Source organism: Pseudomonas cavernicola (assembly GCF_003596405.1).
GTDB classification, from domain to species: domain Bacteria; phylum Pseudomonadota; class Gammaproteobacteria; order Pseudomonadales; family Pseudomonadaceae; genus Aquipseudomonas; species Aquipseudomonas cavernicola.
The window spans coordinates 1,183,429-1,208,042 of record NZ_QYUR01000006.1; the positions used below are offsets into that span (position 1 = coordinate 1,183,429).

Annotated in this window: 6 protein-coding genes and 11 pseudogenes; 7 read left to right on the forward strand and 10 right to left on the reverse strand. The window is 58.1% G+C overall.

What is annotated here, in order from left to right:
• Position 1 precedes the first annotated feature (1 nt).
• The 4 genes from D3879_RS21665 to D3879_RS21680 form a co-directional block, all read right to left on the reverse strand.
• Positions 2-724: a response regulator gene (locus tag D3879_RS21665; protein WP_119956295.1), complete on the reverse strand. Its 723-nt coding sequence runs from the start codon at positions 722-724 to the stop codon at positions 2-4.
• A 113-nt stretch (positions 725-837) separates the two neighbouring features.
• Positions 838-1,485, reverse strand: coding sequence for a TetR family transcriptional regulator C-terminal domain-containing protein (locus D3879_RS21670; RefSeq protein ID WP_119956296.1), 648 nt, complete (start codon positions 1,483-1,485; stop codon positions 838-840).
• Between the two features lie 124 nt (positions 1,486-1,609).
• Positions 1,610-2,140, reverse strand: a complete 531-nt coding sequence (locus tag D3879_RS21675) for a hypothetical protein (RefSeq protein WP_119956298.1) — start codon at positions 2,138-2,140, stop codon at positions 1,610-1,612.
• A 242-nt stretch (positions 2,141-2,382) separates the two neighbouring features.
• The gene (locus tag D3879_RS21680) at positions 2,383-3,855 is read right to left on the reverse strand and encodes an amino acid permease (RefSeq protein WP_238474296.1); all 1,473 of its coding nucleotides are present in this window, start codon (positions 3,853-3,855) and stop codon (positions 2,383-2,385) included.
• A 932-nt stretch (positions 3,856-4,787) separates the two neighbouring features.
• Between D3879_RS21680 and D3879_RS27675 the strand changes: the two are divergent.
• Positions 4,788-5,267, forward strand: a pseudogene (locus D3879_RS27675) (IucA/IucC family protein); the annotation flags it as partial.
• Between the two features lie 97 nt (positions 5,268-5,364).
• A complete protein-coding gene (locus tag D3879_RS21690; protein ID WP_119956300.1) occupies positions 5,365-7,473 on the forward strand; it encodes a TonB-dependent receptor in 2,109 nt (702 codons plus the stop codon).
• Between the two features lie 551 nt (positions 7,474-8,024).
• On the opposite strand, the gene D3879_RS21695 is transcribed toward D3879_RS21690, so the two are convergent.
• The 3 genes and pseudogenes from D3879_RS21695 to D3879_RS21705 all read right to left on the reverse strand — a co-directional run bounded on the left by D3879_RS21695 (position 8,025) and on the right by D3879_RS21705 (position 11,181).
• A complete protein-coding gene (locus D3879_RS21695; protein WP_119956302.1) occupies positions 8,025-8,843 on the reverse strand; it encodes a carbon-nitrogen hydrolase family protein in 819 nt (272 codons plus the stop codon).
• Positions 8,844-8,856: 13 nt separating this feature from the next.
• Positions 8,857-10,542 (reverse strand): annotated as a pseudogene (locus D3879_RS21700) (flavin monoamine oxidase family protein).
• Positions 10,543-10,720: 178 nt separating this feature from the next.
• Positions 10,721-11,181: pseudogene (locus D3879_RS21705) on the reverse strand (Lrp/AsnC family transcriptional regulator).
• A gap of 362 nt (positions 11,182-11,543) precedes the next feature.
• On the opposite strand from D3879_RS21705, the pseudogene D3879_RS21710 reads away from it, so the two are divergent.
• The 4 pseudogenes from D3879_RS21710 to D3879_RS21725 all read left to right on the forward strand — a co-directional run bounded on the left by D3879_RS21710 (position 11,544) and on the right by D3879_RS21725 (position 17,512).
• A pseudogene (locus D3879_RS21710) lies at positions 11,544-12,347 on the forward strand (class I SAM-dependent methyltransferase).
• 2,051 nt (positions 12,348-14,398) lie between these two features.
• Positions 14,399-14,818, forward strand: a pseudogene (locus D3879_RS26730) (Lrp/AsnC family transcriptional regulator).
• Between the two features lie 178 nt (positions 14,819-14,996).
• Positions 14,997-16,681, forward strand: a pseudogene (locus tag D3879_RS21720) (flavin monoamine oxidase family protein).
• 13 nt (positions 16,682-16,694) lie between these two features.
• Positions 16,695-17,512: pseudogene (locus tag D3879_RS21725) on the forward strand (carbon-nitrogen hydrolase family protein).
• Between the two features lie 550 nt (positions 17,513-18,062).
• Here the strand turns inward: D3879_RS21725 and D3879_RS21730 are convergent.
• Together D3879_RS21730 and D3879_RS27680 are read right to left on the reverse strand one after the other, a co-directional pair.
• Positions 18,063-20,171, reverse strand: a pseudogene (locus D3879_RS21730) (TonB-dependent receptor).
• Positions 20,172-20,269: 98 nt separating this feature from the next.
• Positions 20,270-20,749: pseudogene (locus tag D3879_RS27680) on the reverse strand (IucA/IucC family protein); the annotation flags it as partial.
• 932 nt (positions 20,750-21,681) lie between these two features.
• On the opposite strand from D3879_RS27680, the pseudogene D3879_RS21740 reads away from it, so the two are divergent.
• Positions 21,682-22,595, forward strand: a pseudogene (locus D3879_RS21740) (amino acid permease); the annotation flags it as partial.
• Between the two features lie 115 nt (positions 22,596-22,710).
• Here the strand turns inward: D3879_RS21740 and D3879_RS21745 are convergent.
• Positions 22,711-23,688 (reverse strand): annotated as a pseudogene (locus tag D3879_RS21745) (amino acid permease); the annotation flags it as partial.
• Positions 23,689-24,614 lie beyond the last annotated feature (926 nt).

Below are 24,614 nucleotides of genomic sequence, written 5' to 3' on the forward strand. Positions count from 1 at the left end.
ATCAGGCGGCATCTGCGCTGGCGGTGAACAGGTAACCGGCGCCGTGGATGGTGATGATCAACTGGGGCTCGGCGGGGTCGTCATGCAGCTTGCGCCGCAGCCGACCAACCAGCACATCGATGGAGCGATCATTGGGCAGCCACTCGCGGTTGCGGATTTGATCCATCAACTGATCGCGGCTGAGGGTGTGCCCACTGTTACGCAGGAACACGCAGAGCAACTGGTATTCACCGTGGGTCAGCAGGGTTTCGCCACCCTCGCGGTCGATCAGCCGGCGGCGGTCGGTGTCCAGGGTCCAGGCGGCGAACTGTTTGACCTGCTGCTTGGCCTGCACTGCCGGCGGAGTCTGAACTTGCGCATGGCGCACGCGGCGCACCAGATTCTTCGCCCGCGAGACCAGCTCGCGCGGATTGAGGGGTTTGATCACGTAGTCATCCGCACCGCACTCGAGGCCGACGATACGGTCGACTTCATCGTTGCGGCCGGTGATCAGGATGATCCCCACTTCCGAGCGAACCCGCAGTTCGCGGGTGAGGGTCAGGCCATCCTTGCCCGGCAGGCGGATATCCAACATCACCAGATCAACCGCCGTGGTCGCCAGGCAGGCTTCGGCCAGCTCAGCCGTGGCGGCGCAATGCACGTCGTAGCCTTCCTGCGAGAGGTAGGCCTGAAGGAGTTCGCGAATCAGCGGATCGTCATCGACGATCAATACCCGAGGAGCCATCGCTTGTTGTCCTGCATGTGCCGCCGAATCAGTCCGGGGGCGCGTTTCTTATTAGAGGTTTTGCATTCTGCAGCGTCCAGCCAGGGGCAGAGTATCTATTGCTGAACGACCGATCAACAGCTGCCGGTCGGGCGCTGGAAACGTTGCCGTCCGCCCGCCTGCAAACCATCCACCCAGGCCTCGCATATCTGTATGCCCTGCTCCGGAGTGAAGGTGCCGGGGTTGAGGCCGGACTCCAGCCACAGGCCATCGAGCAGCGCGCTCAGGCTGATCGCGGCGAGGTCGGCATCGAAATCACTCCAGCCCTCCTCCAGCGCCAACTCGGCAAGCACCTTGCTCAGCACGGTGCGGTATTCGCCATAAGAATGCTCGTGGGCCAGGTTGATCGCCTCTGCGGTTTTCACTGCGCCCCAAAACGCCAGCCAGGCATCCAACAATTGCGGGTCGAGCAGTTCGGGGGAAAATGAGGCACGAAAAAACGCCGACAAGCGTGCCCGCGCGCTGGGGGCGGCTTGGGCAATAGCCTCGCGAAGCAGGCTCATCACCCGTCCGGTGACCGCCAGGTAGGCTTCGGCAACCAACTCGTCCTTGCCCGAGTAATGGTGATTGATCAGCCCGACCGAAACGCCTGCCTGCGCACAGATCTTGCGGATCGAGGCGCCCTGAAAACCATGGAGCTTCAGGCAGACCAGGGTCGCCTCGATCAGGTTCGCCTTGCGCAGCTCCGGCTCCAGACGGGAAAAACGGGCTTCCTGAGTCATCCTGGCGCATCTCCTCGGGTCGGTCGTGGGGCTCGCCTAGGCGTGCCGCCCAAGCTTGTGCTGAACGACTGTACAGCAAGACCGGGACTGTCGTCTGCTGGCCCTGCGCACGCTCGTCAGCGCCTCAATTGTGGACTGCCACCCGTAGGGCTTCGTAGGACGCGGCGGCGGCAATCCCCACCTCGGCGCACAGCTCCAGCACCCGCGACAAATCGCAGCTGTAGATCAGCACGGCCTGAAGTTCGTCATCCAGCGGCTGGCTGAAATTCATCAGCACATAACCGCCTTTCTCCGGGTTCATGCTGCTCAGCTGCACCTGGATGCGGTTCAGCGCCGTCAACGCCTCTGTTTTGGCCAATTGTTTGGGCTTGATATTGAACAGCACATCCTTGCCGAACGAGTCGACGATCTGCTGAAACAGATCGGCATAGGTGTCCGCCTGGAACAGCACCGTCGCCGGCAAGCTGCCCACCACCACCCACTCCCCCAGCGGGATGGGGAAGGTGTCGTCGTAGTTGATGTCCGGATTGGCCGCGAGGAAAGCCTGCGGGTCGGCATAGGCCTGCGCCGCTTCATCGGCGACCCGCTCGATCTCCTCCTCGCCCATGCAGCCCGAACTTATTTTGCCGATCAGTTCAACGAGCTGGTTTTTCATACCGGGAGTCCTGCGACGGAGAGTGGATTGGGTTGAGGGTGCACAGGATATATCGAAATGAATCGCAGGGTTCTTGCCGGACACTTTCGCAGGGCTGCTTGGCAGCGCATGCCGCCCTTGATCATCACCGCTTTCGCGCTGAACTCTCGGGCTCGCCGAGTCGGCTACCCAAAAAAGATCAGCGCCGGAGGCGCTGATCTTTCACCGATGGAACTCCGGGGGAGCTCTATATAAGGGTTGCCCTAGCGATGTGTCAGGTCGAGATGACCGTCAACACGCGTGTCTGCTGCTGGCCGAGCGGCGGGAGCCTCTTCAGCGCTGTTCTGCAGACCACCCACATCCATTTCGGTGTACTTGACCAGACGGCAGCGGTGCTTGAAGCGATAGCCTAACCAGATCGCCAGGAACAAGGGCAGGCTGACATAGGTGGCTATCAGTCCGCCCCAATCGATGCGGTCGCCGAGCAATGCACTGTAGTTCTGCCCCAGGGTAATCAGCAGGCACAGGGTAAAGGCGAACAGCGGCCCGAAGGGGAACAGCATGGCTCGATAGGGCAGGTCTTCCAGACGTCCGCCCTGGGCCATGTAGCCTTTGCGGAAGCGGTAATGCGATACCGCAATACCCAGCCAGGCGATGAATCCGCACATGCCTGAGGTATTCAGCAGAGCGGTATACACCGCCTTGTCACCGAACACCGAGGTCAGAAAACACAGTGCACCGACAAGGGTGGTGGCATACAGCGCATTGCGTGGCACGCCGCTGCGAGAAACCTTGGCGAACAGTTTCGGAGCCTTGCCTTGCACCGCCAGGCTGTAGAGCATTCGCGTGGAGGCGTACATGCCCGAGTTACCGGCCGAGAGTATCGCGGTCAGAATCACAGCATTCATCACTGCCGCGGCCGCCGCAAAACCGGCGCGCTCGAACAACAGGGTGAAGGGCGACACGCTGATGTCCGTGGCCTCATTGCGCAGCAGGCTCGGGTCGGTATAGGGAATCAGCATCCCGATCACAAAGATCGCGAGGATATAGAACAGCGTGATGCGCCAGAACACCTGGCGTACCGCGATGGGAATGTTCTTCCTCGGGTCCTTCGACTCTGCAGCGGCAACCCCGACCATCTCGGTGCCCTGGAACGCGAAGCCGGCGATCATCACCACTCCGACCATGGCCTGAAAGCCGCCGACGAAGGGGGCTTCACCGCTGGTGAAGTTGCTGAACCCGGGTGACTCTATGCCATGCATCAACCCAAAGATGGTCGCCAGGCCGATGATGATAAAGACTACGACGGCGACCACTTTGATCAGCGCGAACCAGAACTCGCTCTCGCCGAAGTTTCTCACCGACACCACATTGAGCAAGAACATCAAGCCCAGGAACAGCGCACTCCAGTAACCCCCCGGCACATCCGGAAACCAGAAGCTCATTATCAGCTGCGCAGCCACCAGTTCGGCGGCAATGGTGACCGCCCAGTTGTACCAGTAGTTCCAGCCGAGGGCGAAGCCGAAGCCATCTTCGACGAACTTACTGCCATAAGTGCTGAACGAGCCAGCGACCGGCATATGCGCCGCCATTTCGCCCAGACTGGTCATCAGGAAATAAACCATCACCCCGATCAGCGCATAGGCCAGCAAGGTCCCCCCAGGGCCGGAGCTCGCGATGTTCGCTCCAGAGGCGACGAACAGCCCCGTACCGATGGAGCCGCCAATGGCGATCATATTCAGGTGGCGGGGCGAGAGCGTCCGCTTCAAGCCAGGTTTAACTGCACTCACTTCAGCACCTCCTGTTCGACAAACACAGGATCAGGCGCAAAGGGGTAGTCGGAGGCGGTCGTCCCGCCAACGAAAGTACTGCGGCTGTTGTTGTTGATCATTGCCGACCTTTTTATTGGATTTATTGTAAATCCACCCCGGACTGTCACCAGGACAGATCAGCGAGGACGGATGCATGCAAGGCGCTGAGCTCTACGACCTGCTCCTGACAAGTCGGGCTCCTGGTGCATAGGAGGCAATGGACATGGGTGTATATCCTCTCCAGCCCCAGGCAAAGCTCGCGGGGGAAGAAGTCTAGAAACAAGTTGGTGCGACGATAAGACGCAAAGTGCATTGATTTGACGGATGATTGGTCATTATGACGAATAATAATGGCGATATGACGGCCAAAGGCAGTTTCAGCAACGATGAAGCGTCACTGGATACGCAACACTTCCGCTGAAGGCGCCACTACGAAGCATCCACAGCACGGCCTCGACTTTCGGCGACAGCTCGGTGTTTTCAGTAATCGAACTCTCTTCGTGGCACCCAGCAGGCTCCGTATACGCGCCAATCGTTACTGCTCAGTTGGCTTCTGTCGGGCATGGCAAAAGAAAATTCTAGCGGTGGACTTACGTCAACAGAGCCTAGATTGCGTAATTGCATCGACCTGACCACCCATTTGCATCACCGCTGACCAGTCATTTGCATTCGCGCTGAGCACCCAATTTCATTCGAATGGCAGTTACGCCCTCGACCAATGAGCATCACACGCGGTGTGATGCATTCAAGGGCCTCCTTCAAAAAAATTAATGGCAATAGTTATCATTGGCACTCTCTTCTTTGGAGCGTATTCTCTGCGCGCTTTGTACCTGAACTGCGTCCATAAGGAGCCGGATTTGAAGCACGCCTACCCGGAAAAACAGCAGCAATTGCTCTCGCGCTGGAGCGCTTGGCACCCCAGCCTTCAAATCCCACCGAATTACGCTCGAGCATTTGAACAATGCATTGGAACCCGCTTCGCAGCGCTGCTTCCAACGTCTGATCCAGGCGCCGTTTCGCGAACCTCGACGAACGTGAATACGACGAACACAACCGCTGCTGGTTGCCGCTTGAGAATGGCGCCCAGCTTTGTTTCGAGCACCTGTCGGCAGGGCGGATGAACAGCCGGGACGTGCGCGCCAGTATTACCCTGCACAGCCCCGCTGTGCCTACCTCAAAAGATCCAGCTTCCGCCTGAACTGCTCGCCCTGCTCCGCACCCGGCTCAACCCTGCGGCATCAAGGGAGGTGCTGGACTGCCTGGCTCAGGAGTTCGATGACAGTTTCAGCAATGACACGCTTTGCCTGGCCTTCCATCACGGCTGGAACCTCCAGTTGGCAGCTTTGGGCATCCGCTGGGTACTGGCATCAACGTCGATGCCACAGCCAACAGTTTTTTCTACCAACACTCATCAAAACTAAAAAAGACCACACCATGACCCGTACCAAACTCTCCCTGCTGATTCCGCTGCTCGGCTCCTTCAGTGCCCCAACCTGGGCCGAAGAAACCGAGCAGCCAGGCACCCTGAACATGCAAGCCACAGTTGTCTCGGCCACCCGCAGCGAAGCGAGCATCGCTTCGATTCCAGGCTCGGTGCAGGTCATCGACGAACAGCAGATCCGTGAGCAGAGCGGCACCGGCCGCCGAGTCGCCGATATCCTCGGGCAACTGGTGCCAGGCCTGGCACCCTCCAGTGGCGGGATGAGCAACTTCGGTCAGACCCTGCGTGGGCGCAACATGCTGGTGTTGATCGACGGCGTGTCGCAAAACGCCACCCGCGACAACTTCCGTCAACTCAACAGCATCTCGCCCGCCAGCATCGAGCGCATCGAAGTGGTGTCTGGCGCGAGCAGCATCTACGGCGCCGGGGCTTCGGGCGGCATCATCAACATCATCACCAAACGCAACCAGGGCCAGGACCTCGCCTTTAGCAGCAAACTGGGCCTGGGCAGCGGCAACAACCTCAATCCCAAGGGTTTCGCCTACGAGGCGTTCCAAAGTGCGACAGGCCGACAGGACGCACTGGACTGGTATGTCTCGGCAGACCTGATCCAACGCAACGACCAGTTCGACGGCAACGGCAAGCGCATTCCCCAGGACACCTCCCAGGGCAGCAACATGGATACCGAAACCTATGACCTGCAAGGTCGGTTCGGTTACGAGTTGGATGCCGACAAAAAGCTCAACCTGTTGCTGCAAGACTACAAGGATCAGCAGGACACCGACTACACCAAGGATCCGAAGAACCGCCAGGAAGCCGTCGCGATCAAGGGCTTGAAGCTCGACGACCAACCCTACACCCACAACCAGGCGGTCAACCTCAACTACACCGATAAGGATTTGTACGGCCAGGGCCTGGTGGTCGAAAGCTACTGGCGCCGTGCCGACGCGCTGTTCTTTCCCGATCTGGCTCGGGGCAAGGCCGGTGTCTCGGACAACAACAGCGTGCAAGATGTATACGGCCTGCGTGCTGCCATCGATAGCCCGTTGCCGTCCATCGGCGATGCCACCGGCAACCTGGTCTGGGGGGCCGACTACGACCACGAGCGCTCCCGCCAGCGTGGCGACCAGTACAAGGTCAACGGCCTGAGCTACAGCAAGACTGGCGCCACCTTTGAATTGGGGCCGGACATCGAAACCACCACCAAGGCGTTGTTCGGGCAAATGTCCTGGGACATCGCTGACTGGACCCTGCGTGGCGGCATACGCCGTGAGTGGATCGAAAGCGAAGTCGCCGACAGCATCGCCTACGGTGAAATCGTTCAGACCGGCAAACGCTCGACCTTGCCCGGCGACACTCTCAACTATGACGACACCCTCTACAACCTGGGAGCGGTCTATCACCTGAGTGAAAACCAGGACCTGTTCGCCAACTTCAGCCAGGGCTTTTCGCTGCCGGACATCCAGCGCTTCATGCGCGATGTCAGCAGCACCTTCAACATCCAGAGCCTCAACGCCCAGGCGATCAAAGTCGACAGCTACGAGCTGGGCTGGCGTGGTACTTGGGATCAATGGCAAGCCGACGTCACCGTTTATGAGAACACCTCGGACGTCACCCAGTTCTTCGACGCCAACGACCGTGTGCTGCGCCTGATCAACCAAAAGGAACGCGTACGCGGCATCGAGAACAGCCTGACGTATCGTGCGACCGATCACTGGTCGGTGGGCGGCACTTACGCTTGGGCCAAAGGTGAAACCGAACAGAACGGCAAATGGATCGACCTGCCGGCCACCCGCATTTCACCGGCTAAAACCACTTTGTTCGTCGGCTATACCGAAGACGACTACAGCCTGCGTCTGCAGGGCATGCATCTGTCCAGCTACGATGCCGCCGCCAAAGACAACAATGGCCGCGATATCGAGGGCTACACCCTGGTGGACATGCTCGGTTCGGTGGAGCTGCCGGTCGGCCGCCTTGAAGGTGGGGTCTACAACCTCACCAACCGCACCTACCAGAACCTCTTCGCCCAGGCCAACGCCCGCGCGCCTTTTGCCAATGCCGAAGGGCGTACGCTGAGCGTCAGCTACTCGGTCGACTGGTAACTCAAGAGGTACATAACTTGAGAGCTGTCATCGTTTTTTGAACGATGACAGATTACCGGAGCTCGCTCGGCGGGAGTGCTTCACATCGACCGCTCATGATGCAGTCCCAACCCCACTTGCGTAGTCGTGCTTTGCGCCAGTAGTCCTTGACGACATCTTCAGGGATGTCCTGATCATCATTGAGGGCGAACTGCGGGGCCAGGGCGTACTTCACATCCAAATGCCTGGTCAGTGGCAATGCACTTAGGTGGTCAAGCGAGATGTAATTTCGCACCTGGATCGGCCAACAGCTCGCAGGCGCTGACTATCCGTTGACAGTCCAAAAGCTCAATGTGCGCAGACCAAGTGCCAGTGCCAGGTCAGCCAGGCCGCTTGCTTGAGACGCTCGACCCGACCTATACCCTGCTGAAAAAAACGGAACATGCCGTAGATATCCACCATGGATTCAAGCGCCCCCCGGCAGACGGGGCGCCCAACTTTCAATATCTGACCAATCCCGATGGGAGTGAACGAGGTCGATAATGCCTTGGTGGTTGGCCTTAGGGCGAACCTCAGCGCTGAGATCTGTCCGCAGCAGTCAGGGCACCATAGAGCTCGGGACGCCGGTCCTGTAGGTAGGGCGTCTGCTGCCTTGCCTGCTCGACCACACGCCGGTCGAGATCAGCGAGCAACAGCTCCTCATCGCGTCCAGCCTGTGCCAGCGGCGTTCCATCAGGTGACGAAACACTGCTAAGGCCGCAGTAGGTGATATCCCCTTCGGCGGCGCAATAGTTGCCATAGGCCAAGTAGAACTGATTTTCATACGCTCGCGCCCGTACCGTGGTGGTCGCGACGAAATCATAGGGAAGCATGTTGGCCGTCGGCACCAGCACCAGATCGGCACCAGCCAAGGCCAGTCTGCGGGTGTTTTCCGGAAACTCAACGTCGTAGCAGATCAACAGCCCCAGGTGCCAGCCCTGCCATTCGATCAGCGCGGTATCCAGCGCCTCACCCCGGCTGAACAAACTGTGGTCCAGCTCGCCATACAGATGCGTCTTGCGGTAGTTGCCCAGGCGCTGGCCCTGGGCATCGATTAGTTGCACCGCGTTATAAACGAGGCCAGCTCCAGCGCGCTCGGGATAGCCATAGAGAATCGCCACACCGGCAGCCTGGGCAATCCGGGCGATGACCTGCGCGGAGGGGCCATCGCAAGGTTCGGCAAGACGCGAGACCGCCTCGGCACCGATGTTATAACCGGTCAGGAACATTTCAGGGCAGACCAGAAGGTCTGCCCCCTGCTCCGCCGCACGCAGTGCCGTGGCCTCCAAACGACGCAGGTTGCCTGCGACATCCAGAGGCGATGACGCGCATTGATAGACGGCCAGACGCATCTTGCTCACTCCTTCACTCAGGCAATTCGATAGGACCGATCTCATGGAAGACATCGCCGGGCCCGGGGTTTTCCGGATAACTGCGGCCACCAAAGTGAGTCATGATCCCCCACGCCGCATTGAGCGAGGTCTGCACTGCGCCCTCGACCCAGGCCGGAGTCCAGGACACATCGTCGCCGGCGATGAAGATGCCACGCTGTTCCGCCGGCATATCGGCCTGCATGAAGTGCGCGTACATGCGCTGGTTATAGCGGTAATGACCCGGTAGCGCCCCTTGAAGGCGCCGAGGAAGTGCGGATCGGCTTCCCAGGAGACAGTGATTGGATCACCAATGATATGGCTGGCGATATCCACATCCGGATAGATCTTCTTCAACGCATCCAGCGCCAGTTTGACGCGCTTCTCGATTGGTTGCGGCAGCATTTTCAAGGCATCGCTCATCCAAGAGTAGGACAGGCAGATCACCCCGGCTTGTCGTCGCCGTTATCGAACAGATAGGTGCCACGAGTCAGACGGTCGGTCAGGGTCATGCTCATGACATCGCGCCCGGTTTTCGGGTCTTTGTCTTTCCAGAACGGCCGGTCGACCATCACGAAGGTCTTCGAAGACTGCATGTAACGGGTACGGTCCAGTGCCATCCACATCTTCTGCGAGAACAGCGACTCTTCGCATTCGATCTGGGTAGTCAGCAACCAACTCTGGCAGGTGGTCAGTACAGCCTCGTAGTGGCGGCTCACCCCCCAGTAGTCAGTCACTTCGAAGTGGCCGTTGCTATCGCGGGCAATCCGTTTCACTCCCGGGCGCGGCGCGCCACTGTGCAGCGAAGACAGGGTAGTGCCTTGCGGCCAGTGTGCGCATTTTTCCGGCGCATGGCGCCAGATACCCAGCGGGACCTGCTCTACACCGCCCTCGATCAGGTGCTGGTGATCGTCGCAGTTGGTCATCACCACGCGGAAGATTTCCAGCATGGAGTTGGGGAAATCGGAATCCCAGCCACCGGTGCCGAAACCGACCTGACCAAAGACCTCACGATGATGGAAAGTCAGACGGGCAAAAGCCTCGGAACTGGCGACGAAATCATAGAAGGTGCGGTCATCCCACAGCGGCACCAGGGTATTCCACAGCTCTTTGAGCTTGGCCACATCGCGATTGCGGATGGCCTCCTGGATACCACTGAACTGGGCTCCGCTCTCCAGGGCTTCAGCCCAGGCGTCGGCGACTTCACTGAACAGCGCCGGCAGATCGGCCAGGCGGTTGGCGTAATAGGTCTTGCCTTCCAGGTCGACCACGGTACTGCCTGAGGCAGGCGTCAACGGGTTAGGGAACGGCTTGGTCTTCAGTCCCAGCTTGTCGACATAGTGGTAAAAGGCCGTGGACGACACCGGGAAGCGCATGCCACCCAGCTCGGCAATGATACCCTCGGCGCCTTCGAATGCCTGTGAGCGCAGACGGCCGCCCATGCGCGAAGCTTCGTAGACGACAGGCTTGAGGCCCAACTTCATCAATTCATAGGCAGCCACCAGACCGGCGATCCCGGCGCCGACAATGGCCACTTCCTTGCCATGGTTCTCGGCTGGAATGCTGCCCAGCCCGCCGGATGCTCGATCCAGTCGTCGAAGGCAAACGGAAAGTCAGGACCGAAAATGGTGATGGGCTTCTTCCCGTGGCTATCGGGATGGCGATTGTTCTTAGCAGTCATGGCAAGGCCTTGAGAAAACCAGAATGGATGTTCATCACCCTGCCCGCCGGCAAGGTGTCATACGGTGAACAGCAGTCTAGGGAACATCCAGGCTGACTATAAGACGCAAAATGCAGCGATTAGACGAAGCCTGACTGCATTACGACGACAAAACCAAGCTAATTGACGAAGCACATCCTCAAAGCGGATGGCCACGGTCAACTTTAGTAGACAAAATGATCGAGGTCGTCGTCTTCTCCACCCCGTCGAAACTACCGATTTGATCGAGCAGCTGATCGAGGCGCTCCGGGGAGTCCACCCGCAGCCAGGCCACATAATCGAACTCGCCACTGACCGCACAGAGCTGCTGGACTTCCGCCATGCCGCTCAACCGGCGCAGAACCTCTTTGCCGGAACGCGGTTGCAAGGTAATACCCACATAGGCCTGCAAACCTCCATCAAGCACCCGCTGACCCAGGCGCACGCCATAGCCGGTGATGATTTTCGACTTTTCCAGGCGTGCGATGCGGGACGTTACCGTGGTACGCGCAATCCCCAGGCGACGGGCCAGCACCGCCACACTTTCTCGAGCGTTGATCTGCAAGCAGCAATCAATTGACGGTCGATATCGTCGAGGGCAGGTAAATACAAATCAGGCATGAATAATCGCTCGGACCAAATAGACAGCAGTGCAAGGGTCGGGTAGGGAACATCGTATTGTCAAAGCTTCTGCGATCGGACGGGGCATGTCACGGCAGAGAGGTTGCTGGACAGGGCGTAATTGCAGCCCAACACCTTGATGCCGTTCAGGACCATCTGGTCACTTAGCTCGAACAATGCCCAGAGCCTTGGCCTCGTTGCTGCGGCTGACGATGCAGCCGTTGTTGCCCAGTCTGAACCTACCGAACCGCCGCTCCTCCCGACTAACTCGACCGGATCAAAACGACCTGAAGCCGACGCTCACAGCTAATATCTAGCGCTGTTGGAGTAAATGTCTGACCCGTTAATGATAGGAGATCATGATGGCGATACCACCGACTCAAAGTGTCGTGGCAAGCAACAGAGAGGCCTGGAACGACTCGGCGAAGCATCACAAAGATACCGATGCGTGGCGGGCACTTCTCGGGGCGGTCGGCCAAGCAGATTTCTCATGCTTTGATCCCATACTCACTCATTTGCTTCTGAGCCTAGGCGTCGAAGACAAGAACATTGTCCAACTCGGTTGCAATAATGGGCGCGAGTGCCTGTCGTTGTTAGGACTTGGGGCTCGAACCGTGGTCGGAGTCGATCAATCCGCAGCTTTTCTCGCTCAAGCACGGGAACTGGCATCGCTTTCCCCTCACGATCCGGTATTCGTCGAGGCCGACATCCATTCCTTGCCGCCTGCGCTCCATGATCGTTTCGATACTGCGCTAATCACGATTGGGGTATTGAACTGGATGCCGGATATCGCGGTTTTTTCTCTCGTGTCGGCGCCACTCTCCGACAGAGTGGAACCCTGGTGATCTACGAAACCCACCCTTTCCTAGAGATGTTCGCACCCGAGACGGCCGATCCCTTTCGACTAGCGGAGTCCTATTTCCGCACCGAGCCTTCGTCGAGAACGGGTCATCGTCTACGAAGGTCAGAGCCAGGCGAAAGGCGCTCCTTCCTATTGGTTTGTCCACCGGTTGAGCGACATCGTCACTGCGTTAATAGAGGCCGGCCTCCAGATCGCACACTTCAAGGAATATCCTCACTCCAATCGCGAGGACGCCTACGATCTGTATCAGCATCAAAAGGCGCAGTTGCCGATGTGCTACACCCTGACGGCGATAAAGCGATAGTCGGCTTTCGAAGAAGCGGACTGTCGCAATAACTAGCGTCTGAACTAAGTCGCCCGCGAAGCGGGGTCGGCTGGTATGAATTGTTAGGCCAACACATGAAGGCCAGGGTCACGGCTATCCAATCAGCTTGTCTCTGCGCACCTTACTTAGCGACCCCAAAGCCTTGTTGTATGACCACTCAACCAACTCGGCCAAATATTACCAGGCGGCACGCTCTGGACATCAACGATTGTCACCGCTCAAACGCCCAGCTTGCTCCCAAGTTCGATTTGGCAGCAGTCCATAGAACGCCATGTAAAGTGCCATCATTCTGTCCACTGGACCGACAGGCTGATCTGACCATCACAGCAAAGGAGCGCCTCCTGGCCACAAGCTGGCCACGGGGAGCTAAGTTAGATACGGATCGCCCTTGCCGGCCTGCAACCCGCTGGGAAATTTTTTCTGCTGTTTCGAACGGCTTTCGGGATGGCTCAGATCAGGCCTGTGTGCGGTCAGTGCATGATAATGATGGATCTTTACTGGCGTTGCTTGGACTGCTGCCAATCGACTTGCAGCCGCCTGTGGCTGGTGAGGGGTCGATTGAGATGTCCAGACGCGTGCGGCCGGATTTGGCGCGATGTTGGTTTGAGTGGTATACAACAGGCTTTGGGTCGCTAAGTAAGGTGCGCAGAGACAAGCTGATTGGATAGCGTGACCCTGGCTTCATGTGTTGGGCTCAATTCATACCAGACACGCTTCCGCGGGCGACTTATTCACGTAGCGCTAGTTATTGCGACAGTCCGCTTCTTCGAAAGCCGAACTATCGCTTTATCGCCGTAAGGGGTGGTAGCACATGGCTAACTGCGCATATTTGATGCTGATACAGATCGTAGGCGTCCTCGGATTGGTAGTGTAGGATATTCCTTGAAGTGTGCGATCTGGAGGCCGGGCTCTATTAACGGCAGTGACGATGTCGCTCAACGGTGGACAAACCAATAGGAGAGCGCCGTTTCGCCTGGGCTCTGACCTTGTAGTACGATGACCCGTTCCTCGACGAGGGCTCGGTTTGCGGAAAAGGACTCCGGCTAAAAGTCGAAGGGATCGGCGTCTCGGGTGCGAAATCTTCGTAGGAAACGGGTGGGTTTCGTCAGATACACAGGTTCCCACTCTGTCGGGAGAGTGGCGCCGAACTGAAGAGAAAAAAACCGGATAGTCCCTGGCTCAGTTCAATACCCAATCGTGATTGCGCAAGTAATCCGGAAACGATCATGGAGCGCAAGGGCGGCAAGGAAATGGATGTCGGCCTCGACGAATACGGGATCGCGTGAGGGGAAAGCGATGCCAGTTCTTCCCGTGCTTGAGCGGAAAAAGTCTGCCGGATTGGATCGTACTCGACCAGGTTCGAGGCCCCAGTCTAACCACCGCAGGCCTCGCGCCCATTATTGAACCGGAGTGTGGACAATGGTTCTTGTCTTCGACGCCTAGGCCTCAGAAGCAAAGTGAGTGAGATATGGGATCAAAGCATGAGAAATCTGCTGTGTCGCGGCCCCGAGAAGTGCCCGCCACGCTCGGTATTCTTTGTGATGCTTCGCGAGTCGTTCCAGGCTCTCTGTTGCTTGCCACGACACTTTGAGTCGTGGTATCGGCCATCATGGATCCTAGCTCATAGCATTGGAACGGGGTCAACCTTTACTCCAACAGCGCTAGATATTAGCTGTGAGCGTCGGCTTCAGGTCGGTTTTGATCGGTCGAGTTAAGTCGGGAGGAGCGGCGGTTCGGGTAGGTTCAGACTGGGCAAACACCGGCTGGCATCGTCAGCCGAGCACGAAGGCAAAGGCTCTGGGCATTGTTGAGCTAAGTGACAGATGGTCCTGACGGCATCAAGGTGTTGGCTTGCAATTACGCCCTGTCACGCACCTCTCTGCCCGGTTGACATGGCCCGTCCGATCACGGGCAAGAAGTTTGACAATACGATTTCCCTACACGACCCTTGCAACTGTGGTCTATTTGGTCCGAGTCGATTATTTCATGCTGATTTGTATTTACCTGCCTCGACCGATATCGAACCGTCAATGATTGCTGCTTGCAGATAACGCTCGAGAAAGTGTGGCGGTGCTGGCCCGTCGCCTGGGGATTTGCGCGTTACACGGTAAGTCCCGCATCGCAACGCCTGAAACAGTCGGCAAATCATCACGGCTATGGCGTGCGCCTGGGTCAGGCGGGTGCTTATGGAGGTTTGCAGCCTATGTGGGTATTCCGTTTGCAACCGCGTTCCGGGCAAGCAGGTTCTGCGCCGGTTGAGCGGCATGGCGCGAGTCCAGCAGTCTGTGCGGTCAGTGGCGAGTTCGATTATGTGGCCTGGCTGGGCGGGTGGACTCCCCGGAGCGCCTCGATCAGCTGCCCTCGATCAAATCGGTAGTTTCGACGGGGTGGAGAAGACGACGACCTCGATCATTTTGTCTACTAAAGTTGACCGTGGCCATCCGCTTTGAGGATGTGCTTCGTCAATTAGCTTGGTTTTGTCGTCGTAATGCAGTCAGGCTTCGTCTAATCGCTGCATTTTGCGTCTTATAGTCAGCCTGGATGTTCCCTAGACTGCTGTTCACCGTATGACACCTTGCCGGCGGGCAGGGTGATGAACATCCATTCTGGTTTTCTCAAGGCCTTGCCATGACTGCTAAGAACAATCGCCATCCCGATAGCCACGGGAAGAAGCCCATCACCATTTTCGGTCCTGACTTTCCGTTTGCCTTCGACGACTGGATCGAGCATCCGGCGGGGCTGGGCAGCATTCCAGCCGAGAACCATGGCAAGGAAGTGGCCATTGTCGGCGCCGGGATCGCCGGTCTGGTGGCTGCCTATGAATTGATGAAGTTGGGCCTCAAGCCTGTCGTCTACGAAGCTTCGCGCATGGGCGGCCGTCTGCGCTCACAGGCATTCGAAGGCGCCGAGGGTATCATTGCCGAGCTGGGTGGCATGCGCTTCCCGGTGTCGTCCACGGCCTTTTACCACTATGTCGACAAGCTGACTGAAGACCAAGCCGTTCCCTAACCCGTTGACGCCTGCCTCAGGCAGTACCGTGGTCGACCTGGAAGGCAAGACCTATTACGCCAACCGCCTGGCCGATCTGCCGGCGCTGTTCAGTGAAGTCGCCGACGCCTGGGCTGAAGCCCTGGAGAGCGGAGCCCAGTTCAGTGGTATCCAGGAGGCCATCCGCAATCGCGATGTGGCCAAGCTCAAAGAGCTGTGGAATACCCTGGTGCCGCTGTGGGATGACCGCACCTTCTATGATTCGTCGCCAGTTCCGAGGCTTTTGCCCGTCTGACTTTCCATCATCGTGAGGTCTTTGGTCAGGTCGGTTTCGGCACCGGTGGCTGGGATTCCGATTTCCCCAACTCCATGCTGGAAATCTTCCGCGTGGTGATGACCAACTGCGACGATCACCAGCACCTGATCGAGGGCGGTGTAGAGCAGGTCCCGCTGGGTATCTGGCGCCATGCGCCGGAAAAATGCGCACACTGGCCGCAAGCACTACCCTGTCTTCGCTGCACAGTGGCGCGCCGCGCCCGGGAGTGAAACGGATTGCCCGCGATAGCAACGGCCACTTCGAAGTGACTGACTACTGGGGGGTGAGCCGCCACTACGAGGCTGTACTGACCACCTGCCAGAGTTGGTTGCTGACTACCCAGATCGAATGCGAAGAGTCGCTGTTCTCGCAGAAGATGTGGATGGCACTGGACCGTACCCGTTACATGCAGTCTTCGAAGACCTTCGTGATGGTCGACCGGCCGTTCTGGAAAGACAAAGACCCGAAAACCGGGCGCGATGTCATGAGCATGACCCTGACCGACCGTCTGACTCGTGGCACCTATCTGTTCGATAACGGCGACGACAAGCCGGGGGTGATCTGCCTGTCCTACTCTTGGATGAGCGATGCCTTGAAAATGCTGCCGCAACCAATCGAGAAGCGCGTCAAACTGGCGCTGGATGCGTTGAAGAAGATCTATCCGGATGTGGATATCGCCAGCCATATCATTGGTGATCCAATCACTGTCTCCTGGGAAGCCGATCCGCACTTCCTCGGCGCCTTCAAGGGGGCGCTACCGGGTCATTACCGCTATAACCAGCGCATGTACGCGCACTTCATGCAGGCCGATATGCCGGCGGAACAGCGTGGCATCTTCATCGCCGGCGACGATGTGTCCTGGACTCCGGCCTGGGTCGAGGGCGCAGTGCAGACCTCGCTCAATGCGGCGTGGGGGATCATGACTCACTTTGGTGGCCGCAGTTATCCGGAAAACCCCGGGCCCGGCGATGTCTTCCATGAGATCGGTCCTATCGAATTGCCTGAGTGAAGGAGTGAGCAAGATGCGTCTGGCCGTCTATCAATGCGCGTCATCGCCTCTGGATGTCGCAGGCAACCTGCGTCGTTTGGAGGCCACGGCACTGCGTGCGGCGGAGCAGGGGGCAGACCTTCTGGTCTGCCCTGAAATGTTCCTGACCGGTTATAACATCGGTGCCGAGGCGGTCTCGCGTCTTGCCGAACCTTGCGATGGCCCCTCCGCGCAGGTCATCGCCCGGATTGCCCAGGCTGCCGGTGTGGCGATTCTCTATGGCTATCCCGAGCGCGCTGGAGCTGGCCTCGTTTATAACGCGGTGCAACTAATCGATGCCCAGGGCCAGCGCCTGGGCAAACTACCGCAAGACGCATCTGTATGGCGAGCTGGACCACAGTTTGTTCAGCCGGGGTGAGGCGCTGGATACCGCGCTGATCGAATGGCAGGGCTGGCACCTGGGGCTGTTGATCTGCTACGACGTTGAGTTTCCGGAAAACACCGCAGACTGGCCTTGGCTGGTGCCGATCTGGTGCTGGTGCCGACGGCCAACATGCTTCCCTATGATTTCGTCGCGACCACCACGGTAGGGCGCGAGCGTATGAAAATCAGTTCTACTTGGCCTATGGCAACTATTGCGCCGCCGAAGGGGATATCACCTACTGCGGCCTTAGCAGTGTTTCGTCACCTGATGGAACGCCGCTGGCACAGGCTGGACGCGATGAGGAGCTGTTGCTCGCTGATCTCGACCGGCGTGTGGTCGAGCAGGCAAGGCAGCAGACGCCCTACCTACAGGACCGGCGTCCCGAGCTCTATGGTGCCCTGACTGCTGCGGACAGATCTCAGCGCTGAGGTTCGCCCTAAGGCCAACCACCAAGGCATTATCGACCTCGTTCACTCCCATCGGGATTGGTCAGATATTGAAAGTTGGGCGCCCCGTCTGCCGGGGGGCGCTTGAATCCATGGTGGATATCTACGGCATGTTCCGTTTTTTTCAGCAGGGTATAGGTCGGGTCGAGCGTCTCAAGCAAGCGGCCTGGCTGACCTGGCACTGGCACTTGGTCTGCGCACATTGAGCTTTTGGACTGTCAACGGATAGTCAGCGCCTGCGAGCTGTTGGCCGATCCAGGTGCGAAATTACATCTCGCTTGACCACCTAAGTGCATTGCCACTGACCAGGCATTTGGATGTGAAGTACGCCCTGGCCCCGCAGTTCGCCCTCAATGATGATCAGGACATCCCTGAAGATGTCGTCAAGGACTACTGGCGCAAAGCACGACTACGCAAGTGGGGTTGGGACTGCATCATGAGCGGTCGATGTGAAGCACTCCCGCCGAGCGAGCTCCGGTAATCTGTCATCGTTCAAAAACGATGACAGCTCTCAAGTTATGTACCTCTTGAGTTACCAGTCGACCGAGTAGCTGACGCTCAGCGTACGCCCTTCGGCATTGGCAAAAGGCGCGCGGGCGTTGGCCTGGGCGAAGAGGTTCTGGTAGGTGCGGTTGGTGAGGTTGTAGACCCCACCTTCAAGGCGGCCGACCGGCAGCTCCACCGAACCGAGCATGTCCACCAGGGTGTAGCCCTCGATATCGCGGCCATTGTTGTCTTTGGCGGCGGCATCGTAGCTGGACAGATGCATGCCCTGCAGACGCAGGCTGTAGTCGTCTTCGGTATAGCCGACGAACAAAGTGGTTTTAGCCGGTGAAATGCGGGTGGCCGGCAGGTCGATCCATTTGCCGTTCTGTTCGGTTTCACCTTTGGCCCAAGCGTAAGTGCCGCCCACCGACCAGTGATCGGTCGCACGATACGTCAGGCTGTTCTCGATGCCGCGTACGCGTTCCTTTTGGTTGATCAGGCGCAGCACACGGTCGTTGGCGTCGAAGAACTGGGTGACGTCCGAGGTGTTCTCATAAACGGTGACGTCGGCTTGCCATTGATCCCAAGTACCACGCCAGCCCAGCTCGTAGCTGTCGACTTTGATCGCCTGGGCGTTGAGGCTCTGGATGTTGAAGGTGCTGCTGACATCGCGCATGAAGCGCTGGATGTCCGGCAGCGAAAAGCCCTGGCTGAAGTTGGCGAACAGGTCCTGGTTTTCACTCAGGTGATAGACCGCTCCCAGGTTGTAGAGGGTGTCGTCATAGTTGAGAGTGTCGCCGGGCAAGGTCGAGCGTTTGCCGGTCTGAACGATTTCACCGTAGGCGATGCTGTCGGCGACTTCGCTTTCGATCCACTCACGGCGTATGCCGCCACGCAGGGTCCAGTCAGCGATGTCCCAGGACATTTGCCCGAACAACGCCTTGGTGGTGGTTTCGATGTCCGGCCCCAATTCAAAGGTGGCGCCAGTCTTGCTGTAGCTCAGGCCGTTGACCTTGTACTGGTCGCCACGCTGGCGGGAGCGCTCGTGGTCGTAGTCGGCCCCCCAGACCAGGTTGCCGGTGGCATCGCCGATGGACGGCAACGGGCTATCGATGGCAGCACGCAGGCCGTATACATCTTGCACGCTGTTGTTGTCCGAGACACCGGCCTTGCCCCGAGCCAGATCGGGAAAGAACAGCGCGTCGGCACGGCGCCAGTAGCTTTCGACCACCAGGCCCTGGCCGTACAAATCCTTATCGGTGTAGTTGAGGTTGACCGCCTGGTTGTGGGTGTAGGGTTGGTCGTCGAGCTTCAAGCCCTTGATCGCGACGGCTTCCTGGCGGTTCTTCGGATCCTTGGTGTAGTCGGTGTCCTGCTGATCCTTGTAGTCTTGCAGCAACAGGTTGAGCTTTTTGTCGGCATCCAACTCGTAACCGAACCGACCTTGCAGGTCATAGGTTTCGGTATCCATGTTGCTGCCCTGGGGAGGTGTCCTGGGGAATGCGCTTGCCGTTGCCGTCGAACTGGTCGTTGCGTTGGATCAGGTCTGCCGAGACATACCAGTCCAGTGCGTCCTGTCGGCCTGTCGCACTTTGGAACGCCTCGTAGGCGAAACCCTTGGGATTGAGGTTGTTGCGCTGCCCAGGCCCAGTTTGCTGCTAAAGGCGAGGTCCTGGCCCTGGTTGCGTTTGGTGATGATGTTGATGATGCCGCCCGAAGCCCCGGCGCCGTAGATGCTGCTCGCGCCAGACACCACTTCGATGCGCTCGATGCTGGCGGGCGAGATGCTGTTGAGTTGACGGAAGTTGTCGCGGGTGGCGTTTTGCGACACGCCGTCGATCAACACCAGCATGTTGCGCCCACGCAGGGTCTGACCGAAGTTGCTCATCCCGCCACTGGAGGGTGCCAGGCCTGGCACCAGTTGCCCGAGGATATCGGCGACTCGGCGGCCGGTGCCGCTCTGCTCACGGATCTGCTGTTCGTCGATGACCTGCACCGAGCCTGGAATCGAAGCGATGCTCGCTTCGCTGCGGGTGGCCGAGACAACTGTGGCTTGCATGTTCAGGGTGCCTGGCTGCTCGGTTTCTTCGGCCCAGGTTGGGGCACTGAAGGAGCCGAGCAGCGGAATCAGCAGGGAGAGTTTGGTACGGGTCATGGTGTGGTCTTTTTTTAGTTTTGATGAGTGTTGGTAGAAAAAACTGTTGGCTGTGGCATCGACGTTGATGCCAGTACCCAGCGGATGCCCAAAGCTGCCAACTGGAGGTTCCAGCCGTGATGGAAGGCCAGGCAAAGCGTGTCATTGCTGAAACTGTCATCGAACTCCTGAGCCAGGCAGTCCAGCACCTCCCTTGATGCCGCAGGGTTGAGCCGGGTGCGGAGCAGGGCGAGCAGTTCAGGCGGAAGCTGGATCTTTTGAGGTAGGCACAGCGGGGCTGTGCAGGGTAATACTGGCGCGCACGTCCCGGCTGTTCATCCGCCCTGCCGACAGGTGCTCGAAACAAAGCTGGGCGCCATTCTCAAGCGGCAACCAGCAGCGGTTGTGTTCGTCGTATTCACGTTCGTCGAGGTTCGCGAAACGGCGCCTGGATCAGACGTTGGAAGCAGCGCTGCGAAGCGGGTTCCAATGCATTGTTCAAATGCTCGAGCGTAATTCGGTGGGATTTGAAGGCTGGGGTGCCAAGCGCTCCAGCGCGAGAGCAATTGCTGCTGTTTTTCCGGGTAGGCGTGCTTCAAATCCGGCTCCTTATGGACGCAGTTCAGGTACAAAGCGCGCAGAGAATACGCTCCAAAGAAGAGAGTGCCAATGATAACTATTGCCATTAATTTTTTTGAAGGAGGCCCTTGAATGCATCACACCGCGTGTGATGCTCATTGGTCGAGGGCGTAACTGCCATTCGAATGAAATTGGGTGCTCAGCGCGAATGCAAATGACTGGTCAGCGGTGATGCAAATGGGTGGTCAGGTCGATGCAATTACGCAATCTAGGCTCTGTTGACGTAAGTCCACCGCTAGAATTTTCTTTTGCCATGCCCGACAGAAGCCAACTGAGCAGTAACGATTGGCGCGTATACGGAGCCTGCTGGGTGCCACGAAGAGAGTTCGATTACTGAAAACACCGAGCTGTCGCCGAAAGTCGAGGCCGTGCTGTGGATGCTTCGTAGTGGCGCCTTCAGCGGAAGTGTTGCGTATCCAGTGACGCTTCATCGTTGCTGAAACTGCCTTTGGCCGTCATATCGCCATTATTATTCGTCATAATGACCAATCATCCGTCAAATCAATGCACTTTGCGTCTTATCGTCGCACCAACTTGTTTCTAGACTTCTTCCCCCGCGAGCTTTGCCTGGGGCTGGAGAGGATATACACCCATGTCCATTGCCTCCTATGCACCAGGAGCCCGACTTGTCAGGAGCAGGTCGTAGAGCTCAGCGCCTTGCATGCATCCGTCCTCGCTGATCTGTCCTGGTGACAGTCCGGGGTGGATTTACAATAAATCCAATAAAAAGGTCGGCAATGATCAACAACAACAGCCGCAGTACTTTCGTTGGCGGGACGACCGCCTCCGACTACCCCTTTGCGCCTGATCCTGTGTTTGTCGAACAGGAGGTGCTGAAGTGAGTGCAGTTAAACCTGGCTTGAAGCGGACGCTCTCGCCCCGCCACCTGAATATGATCGCCATTGGCGGCTCCATCGGTACGGGGCTGTTCGTCGCCTCTGGAGCGAACATCGCGAGCTCCGGCCCTGGGGGGACCTTGCTGGCCTATGCGCTGATCGGGGTGATGGTTTATTTCCTGATGACCAGTCTGGGCGAAATGGCGGCGCATATGCCGGTCGCTGGCTCGTTCAGCACTTATGGCAGTAAGTTCGTCGAAGATGGCTTCGGCTTCGCCCTCGGCTGGAACTACTGGTACAACTGGGCGGTCACCATTGCCGCCGAACTGGTGGCTGCGCAGCTGATAATGAGCTTCTGGTTTCCGGATGTGCCGGGGGGTTACTGGAGTGCGCTGTTCCTGGGCTTGATGTTCTTGCTCAATGTGGTGTCGGTGAGAAACTTCGGCGAGAGCGAGTTCTGGTTCGCGCTGATCAAAGTGGTCGCCGTCGTAGTCTTTATCATCATCGGCCTGGCGACCATCTTTGGGTTGATGCATGGCATAGAGTCACCCGGGTTCAGCAACTTCACCAGCGGTGAAGCCCCCTTCGTCGGCGGCTTTCAGGCCATGGTCGGAGTGGTGATGATCGCCGGCTTCGCGTTCCAGGGCACCGAGATGGTCGGGGTTGCCGCTGCAGAGTCGAAGGACCGAGGAAGAACATTCCCATCGCGGTACGCCAGGTGTTCTGGCGCATCACGCTGTTCTATATCCTCGCGATCTTTGTGATCGGGATGCTGATTCCCTATACCGACCCGAGCCTGCTGCGCAATGAGGCCACGGACATCAGCGTGTCGCCCTTCACCCTGTTGTTCGAGCGCGCCGGTTTTGCGGCGGCCGCGGCAGTGATGAATGCTGTGATTCTGACCGCGATACTCTCGGCCGGTAACTCGGGCATGTACGCCTCCACGCGAATGCTCTACAGCCTGGCGGTCGCAAGGCCTGAGTTTCAGCCAGAGCGTTTCACCCAGCCTTGCCGCACGCGAATGCGTCCGAATACCCACCAGCTGAATCGCACATGCTGGTATTCGCGGGTGCATTACAGCGTGACAAGGCGGTGGCATACGCGCTGCGCTGGAAAACCTTGGCGAACAGTTTCGGAGCCTTGCCTTGCACCGCCAGGCTGTAGAGCATTCGCGTGGAGGCGTACATGCCCGAGTTACCGGCCGAGAGTATCGCGGTCAGAATCACAGCATTCATCACTGCCGCGGCCGCCGCAAAACCGGCGCGCTCGAACAACAGGGTGAAGGGCGACACGCTGATGTCCGTGGCCTCATTGCGCAGCAGGCTCGGGTCGGTATAGGGAATCAGCATCCCGATCACAAAGATCGCGAGGATATAGAACAGCGTGATGCGCCAGAACACCTGGCGTACCGCGATGGGAATGTTCTTCCTCGGGTCCTTCGACTCTGCAGCGGCAACCCCGACCATCTCGGTGCCCTGGAACGCGAAGCCGGCGATCATCACCACTCCGACCATGGCCTGAAAGCCGCCGACGAAGGGGGCTTCACCGCTGGTGAAGTTGCTGAACCCGGGTGACTCTATGCCATGCATCAACCCAAAGATGGTCGCCAGGCCGATGATGATAAAGACTACGACGGCGACCACTTTGATCAGCGCGAACCAGAACTCGCTCTCGCCGAAGTTTCTCACCGACACCACATTGAGCAAGAACATCAAGCCCAGGAACAGCGCACTCCAGTAACCCCCCGGCACATCCGGAAACCAGAAGCTCATTATCAGCTGCGCAGCCACCAGTTCGGCGGCAATGGTGACCGCCCAGTTGTACCAGTAGTTCCAGCCGAGGGCGAAGCCGAAGCCATCTTCGACGAACTTACTGCCATAAGTGCTGAACGAGCCAGCGACCGGCATATGCGCCGCCATTTCGCCCAGACTGGTCATCAGGAAATAAACCATCACCCCGATCAGCGCATAGGCCAGCAAGGTCCCCCCAGGGCCGGAGCTCGCGATGTTCGCTCCAGAGGCGACGAACAGCCCCGTACCGATGGAGCCGCCAATGGCGATCATATTCAGGTGGCGGGGCGAGAGCGTCCGCTTCAAGCCAGGTTTAACTGCACTCACTTCAGCACCTCCTGTTCGACAAACACAGGATCAGGCGCAAAGGGGTAGTCGGAGGCGGTCGTCCCGCCAACGAAAGTACTGCGGCTGTTGTTGTTGATCATTGCCGACCTTTTTATTGGATTTATTGTAAATCCACCCCGGACTGTCACCAGGACAGATCAGCGAGGACGGATGCATGCAAGGCGCTGAGCTCTACGACCTGCTCCTGACAAGTCGGGCTCCTGGTGCATAGGAGGCAATGGACATGGGTGTATATCCTCTCCAGCCCCAGGCAAAGCTCGCGGGGGAAGAAGTCTAGAAACAAGTTGGTGCGACGATAAGACGCAAAGTGCATTGATTTGACGGATGATTGGTCATTATGACGAATAATAATGGCGATATGACGGCCAAAGGCAGTTTCAGCAACGATGAAGCGTCACTGGATACGCAACACTTCCGCTGAAGGCGCCACTACGAAGCATCCACAGCACGGCCTCGACTTTCGGCGACAGCTCGGTGTTTTCAGTAATCGAACTCTCTTCGTGGCACCCAGCAGGCTCCGTATACGCGCCAATCGTTACTGCTCAGTTGGCTTCTGTCGGGCATGGCAAAAGAAAATTCTAGCGGTGGACTTACGTCAACAGAGCCTAGATTGCGTAATTGCATCGACCTGACCACCCATTTGCATCACCGCTGACCAGTCATTTGCATTCGCGCTGAGCACCCAATTTCATTCGAATGGCAGTTACGCCCTCGACCAATGAGCATCACACGCGGTGTGATGCATTCAAGGGCCTCCTTCAAAAAAATTAATGGCAATAGTTATCATTGGCACTCTCTTCTTTGGAGCGTATTCTCTGCGCGCTTTGTACCTGAACTGCGTCCATAAGGAG